At 40.3% G+C, this 5,898-nt stretch carries 6 protein-coding genes; all 6 read left to right on the top strand.

Features of this window, described 5'->3' with window-relative positions; genetic code table 11:
- Nucleotides 1-343 precede the first annotated feature (343 nt).
- The 6 genes from REC12_RS00740 (at nucleotide 344) to REC12_RS00715 (ending at nucleotide 5,434) form a co-directional block, all read left to right on the top strand.
- Nucleotides 344-838, top strand: a complete 495-nt coding sequence (locus REC12_RS00740; protein WP_308891642.1) for a glycoside hydrolase domain-containing protein — start codon at nucleotides 344-346, stop codon at nucleotides 836-838.
- Nucleotides 839-853: 15 nt separating this feature from the next.
- Nucleotides 854-1,168, top strand: a complete 315-nt coding sequence (locus REC12_RS00735; protein ID WP_308891640.1) for a hypothetical protein — start codon at nucleotides 854-856, stop codon at nucleotides 1,166-1,168.
- A gap of 160 nt (nucleotides 1,169-1,328) precedes the next feature.
- Entirely contained in the window at nucleotides 1,329-1,853 is a 525-nt protein-coding gene (locus REC12_RS00730) for a hypothetical protein (protein WP_308891637.1), read from the top strand.
- Nucleotides 1,822-1,974, top strand: a complete 153-nt coding sequence (locus tag REC12_RS00725) for a hypothetical protein (RefSeq protein ID WP_308891635.1) — start codon at nucleotides 1,822-1,824, stop codon at nucleotides 1,972-1,974. The genes REC12_RS00730 and REC12_RS00725 overlap by 32 nt, the downstream gene beginning before the upstream one ends.
- A gap of 290 nt (nucleotides 1,975-2,264) precedes the next feature.
- A complete protein-coding gene (locus REC12_RS00720; protein WP_308891632.1) occupies nucleotides 2,265-4,247 on the top strand; it encodes a fibronectin type III domain-containing protein in 1,983 nt (660 codons plus the stop codon).
- 152 nt (nucleotides 4,248-4,399) lie between these two features.
- Nucleotides 4,400-5,434 (top strand): DUF2971 domain-containing protein, encoded by a 1,035-nt coding sequence (locus REC12_RS00715; protein ID WP_308891629.1) that lies wholly within the window; start codon nucleotides 4,400-4,402, stop codon nucleotides 5,432-5,434.
- Nucleotides 5,435-5,898 lie beyond the last annotated feature (464 nt).

Below are 5,898 nucleotides of genomic sequence, written 5' to 3'. Positions count from 1 at the left end.
AAACCTATCTTTTCTCGATGATTTGTTGCCTTGGTCAGATAAGCTGCCAGCAGAATGCAGAAAACAGACGAATCTATAATGCACAACGAACCGTCATTTGACGGTTTTTGTTTACTCTATGACGCACTATTTACCGTTTACATTCATACTCGGCAGGTGCCGCAAGAGGAACACTTGAAACCGACATTGCTTATATTAAGCATCGAACCGATGATGTTTTATTGGAGCAAAAAGACACCAATAAGAGCCTAAATGCTTTGTCCGAACGTGTGACAAGGGTTGAAGAAAGTACGAAGTCTGCGCATAAGCGGATTGATCAGATTGAAGAGAAAGGAGATTCTAAATGAACGGTATTGATTGCGCAACTAGGCTGACCGCAGCGAGCGCCCAGGCCTTGAAACAAGCTGGAATAATGGCCATAGGACGGTATCTTGGTTATCAGCACGGTTGGTCAAAAGCACTTACTCCGGACGAAGCCAAGTCGATCCATGCTGCCGGGCTATCTATTTTTCTAATTTGGGAGTCGGCTCCAACGAGCAAGAGTTACTTTTCGTACTCTAAAGGGATTTCTGACGCAGCGGCCGCAATTTCCGAGGCTGAATACCTCGGTGCTACTACTGGCGTGGCGATCTATTTCACGGTTGACTATGATGCGCCGGCCGCCGACATGTCAGCCATAAAAGACTATTTCCAGGGTGTAAAAGACGGCCTGGGCGGTAAATATCTCATGGGGGTTTACGGACCTTATGTGGTCATGAAGTCTGTTACGGCGGACCGGTATTTCCAGACCTATGCATGGTCAGGAGGACAGACGGCGCCAAATCATATTTATCAGTAACAAAATGATCCCAACTTGGCCGGGATCGCGGTGGATCGGGATTATGTCAATGATGACGCTGGATTATGGAAGGGGAGTGTCGATGTGTTAGAAGTGGCTGTTTTACTTTACACCAAAGAAGATTATTGGGCCGGTACCGATGTGTCCGCCAAAAACGGCAATTGCGCCTTATTCATCCGGCCGGACGATCATTCTGTACCCAAGGATGCTATGAGTGCCCAAAAGTTAATTGTTGTGGGGGGAGCTTCGACAGGTCATCCGAATGAAGTTCTGCTGTCCGGAAATAGCAAATATGATACGGCCGCAGCAGTGGCGAAGTATCTGGGTTAAATTCGCAAGCGCTTGCCAATTTGGTTACATTTCAGCTCTAATTGGATACGATTTAAGCTATTTTGGATATTCTTCCTCGCTCCCGGCAGGGTGGGAACAACATAGGCAGGTCAGCAATGGCCTGCTTTTCTATTGCCAAAATTTTTGAGGAGGTTTTATTGTGGATACAAATGTTATTATGTTACTCATTGCCCTGGGATCATTAGTCGTTGGTTCTGTCGCCGGGCTGGGTATTAACTACTTAGCGCAAAAAGGCAAAGATCCTAAAACGATCCTTAATACCGCTGACAATGTTTTAGGTCAAGCCAAAACTCTCAATGATGATATCGGCAAGGTGTTTCTTCCGGCGCCAGTAGAATCTATCATTGATAAAGTTATTCAGGTGGCCCAGGCCGGTGTTCATGCTGCTGAACAAAGGTGTAATAGTGATCAGATCACGAAAGACCAGCGGAATCAAAATGCCTATGATGCAGCCATGAATATGCTCAAGATTGCCGGCTATGAGCCAACGGCGGAAATCCAACAGGCCACAAAAGATATGATTGAAACTGGGGTGTTTACCCTAAATAGCACGGCTCCCGCTACTGAAAATACGCCCGTAGCGCCAGCTCAAGCTATCCAGGATGCCGTAACTAACGCCGTGACTCAGGGCCGTGTCGCCGATCGCTCAGCAAGCCGCAAGTGATGCCGTAAACCAGGCCATTACCCAGGCTGTAAGTGCTGTGCAGGGGGCTTTGGCGCCGCAAGTGGCTCAAGCTGCCCAGGTAGCTCAGCCGGATCAGGCTCAGGCCCAACCTGCCCAATAAATAAACAGCGTTGCCGGGCGCTGTGCATGACGAGGCCTCTCTTGCCAGATATGGTACGAGGGGCCTTTTTATTATGCAGAATTAAATAGATTATAAGGAACTTATACATAAATCAAATAAATAATGTCGAAACAGAAAGAATAGTTACTCAAAGCCCCAATTATGATAAATATTGTTTTGAACAAATAAATTTGCTGATATAAAATTTTTACTAAAATGTACATAGAAAGGAGAAATTGTAGGTTAATTTGTTGCGGAAAAATATTATTTTGAATAAAGAGGGCTGGATTATGAAAAAGAAATTTTTGATTTTAGTTTTTGCTTTGATTTTAACTTTATTTAATGTTTTACCTGTTTATGCAAGTTCTTTAGTTTATTATGATTCTTTGGATTCTAATTTTTCGTATTTAGGTGGTACTTGGTCCAAAAGTGTTAATACTTCTGATTATGGTGGTTCTGTATATACTTCTCCTAGTTTAACTGCGCATATTGATTTTAATTTTTCTGGTACATCTTTAAATATTATTGGTCGTGGTGGTTCCTTTTTTTCTAATATTATTACTGTTTATATTGACGGCTCTAGTGTTGGTACTTTTTCTGAAATGTCAGGTCCATTTCAAAAACTTTGTTTTACCTTGACTGGTCTTTCTAATACTGTTCATAGTTGCTCTATTGTTAATAGTTCTGATGGTGTACTTAATCTTGATGCGGTTCAAATTGATTCGGGTTGTTTTTTATATCCTTATTCTTTTGCTTCACTTCCATCTGTTCCTTCTGGTTTGCAATTAATTCAAAATGGTACATCTTGTACTTTGGCTTGGGCTGCTAATCCTTCTCTTGATGATGTGGTGTCTTACAATGTTTATTTAGATGGTTCGTATTATGCTGATTCTTCTACTAACTCTTATACTTGTTCTAATTTACCCGCTGGTTCGCATTCTTTTGCTGTTTCAGCTGTAAATGCAGCTGGAGAAAGCTCTCAGAGCGCGCCAATAAGCTATACTGTATTAGACGTACCGGGACAAGTAACAGCAACGCCCGGTAATGCTCAAGTGACTCTATCATGGAATAGTGTTAACGGCGCTACAGGTTATAACATCGGAAGAGCTACAACATCAGGGGGCAACTATACAACAATTGCGAGCAATGTTAGTGATACTGCCTATACCGATACCAATCTCACTAATGGAACTACCTATTATTATGTTGTGTCGGCGACCAGTGCCAGCGGAGGGAGCGATAACTCAGCGGAGGTATCGACGACTCCTCAGGCTTCCGAAATAAGCAGCCCTAGTAAATTACTTGCCACTTCGGGAGATGGGCAAGTAAACTTAACCTGGACTGGGGTTAGCGGGGCAAACAGTTACAATGTGAAAAGGTCAACAACCTCGGGAGGCGTTTATGCAACCATAGCTACGGGCCTAACGTCTTCGAATTATACCGATACTTCTGTCATAAACGGAACAACCTATTATTATGTGGTTACAGCAGTTAGCGAGAGTGGTGAAAGCGGTAACTCTAATGAGGCAACTGCCACACCTCAAGTTTCTGCTCCAAGCAGCCCTACTAATTTGGAGGCTACCACTACCACCGGTTCGGGAACAAGCTTAACCTGGACGGCTGTAACGGGAGCTACTGGCTACAATGTGAAAAGATCGGCAACGGCCGGCGGACCTTATACCTCTATAGCTCAAAACGTTTCGGGGACAAATTATACTGACACTTCCGTAACTGCCGGAGCAACTTATTATTATGTCGTGACAGCGATTACCAGCGGAGGCGAGAGTGCTAATTCAAACGAAGCTTCGGCCACCGTTCCGGCTCCAACCGATGACCGCCTCTATGTACTTCTGGACATAAATGAGCAAGCACAACTCAGCGTCAGCGATAATCTTAGTGATAACGCAACTCTGACTTGGACGTCTTCCGACCCGACAGTAGCTATTGTTGATGCTAACGGTGAAGTGACAGCGATAAAAGAGGGTGAATGCAAAATTACTGCTAACAATAGCGATGGGACATTCACAGACTATATCCCGGTTAAGGTTATGAAGGGTGCCGAAAATTTTAGGCTTGCCCTGAATCTTAAAGCAGGGGAGTCTAAACGCTTGTGGATATCCGATGACAGCTCAAGTGTTTCATGGACGACGATGGATTCAGCTGTCGCAACAATAGACAACACGGGAAAGGTTACTGCAGTGGCGAATGGTTTATGCATCGTTCAGGGGGAGTTCAATGGTAAGACCTATTATATTTATGTAAGAGTTAATTAACTAAAAAAACGAATCCCTCTCTCGCTTAGGCGGGGGAGGGGCTTTTTTACTTTTTAAGACAAGTTTCCCTTACTACGGAGGTATGAGGTGATTAAGTCAATGGCATAATAGCATTTAAAAAGGAAATTCGGATTATAATAGGGAAGAATACAATGGAAGAAGATTGGATCAAATTAAGCTTGGAATTTGAAAAATGGAGAATGAAATATATTGACCTTAAGAATTATATGAAGGGTAACGTATTTCATTATACTAGTGCTATAGCGTTAGAGAGCATTATTAGAAATAAGACATTATGGGTTACTAAAAGCGATTTTTTAAATGATAAAACTGAATACATGTATGGTATTAACCTTATCAAACAAGTATTTATGAAAAATGAATACAAATATTTGAATGAAAAACTTTTAAGTATAATAAATAGAAAATTTAGATTGTATCTAGCGAGAAGTTATATATTTAGTACTTCTGAAAACAGCGATTCAGTTAATTTATGGGGAAATTATTCTAAACATGAAGGGTATAACATCGGTCTTAGTCTAAATAAGATATTTAATAGAACGTGGGATATGAAAGTCTACGTAACTGGCAATAAAATAATTGAAGATGGTTCAATAGAAAAACACTATATTCCAAGAAAAGACGAGCATAAATCAATTGAAATGTATCCAGGGAAAGTTATATATGATAGCAAAATGCAAGAAAATACAATCGTAGACATATTTAACTTTCTAGAGCATATTTCTGAGATGTTTTATTCATTTTGCAATACTGAAAAGATAGATAAACCAGGTATGAATAATCTTATTTGGCATTACAATAATGCATTCGGTTCCGCAATACATATTTTATTAAACCAGATTAAGTTATTCAAGAACCCAGTATTTGCCCAAGATGAAGAATATAGAATTATTTTCGATGTAAACAGCAACTTGGATGTCAAAAAATACAGGCAATTCAAAGGTGTGTTTATTCCGTATATTGAAGTGGTCTTTGGGGAAAGCAATGATATCAGAGGACTACCTATTGATTCAATAACTATTGGACCTAAGAATAGCCTGGATATCGCAGCAAAGGGGCTAGGTCAATTTTTAAAAAGTCAAGGATATAAAATTTCATCAAACCCCGAATGTAAAGATAAGGATAAACTATTAATAAAAAAATCAGATGTTTCATTACGATACTAAAAATAAAATTCATCAGCTTCATGCAATTGGCATTACACCTCATTTAAATAATATCTTGGACTCCCATCGAACGATGGGAGCTTTTTTTAATGAGTACGCTTAAATCTTTTACAGAAAATCATTTGAATGCCTTTGGTAAATTACGGTTATTTCCATTTTTAGGTTTAATACATTCTTCACAAAAAGTACATTATTAGCTCATAAATAAGGTTTATGATAATTTTAATGGTCTTCCCCTACAGGGATTTACATAAACCTTACTTATTTTTACCAATCCTCTTCTTTCTTCTATTCCCCCTCAGCAGAGGGGGACTTTTTCTTATTTAGGGCTTGCTAACCAAACCCTTTAATCAAGCAAAAAACCAAAATCTGTAACTATAAAATACCTCTTCAAAAATTGGACAAAAAGAACTCTGAGCTTATGCTCCAAGTTCATGACAAAGAATTGCATGCTAATCATACAC

It is taken from the genome of Candidatus Desulfosporosinus nitrosoreducens, assembly GCF_030954495.1.
Taxonomy (GTDB): domain Bacteria; phylum Bacillota; class Desulfitobacteriia; order Desulfitobacteriales; family Desulfitobacteriaceae; genus Desulfosporosinus; species Desulfosporosinus nitrosoreducens.
The sequence above is the reverse complement of the archived record's forward strand: the minus strand, read 5'-3'. Positions and strand labels throughout refer to the sequence as shown.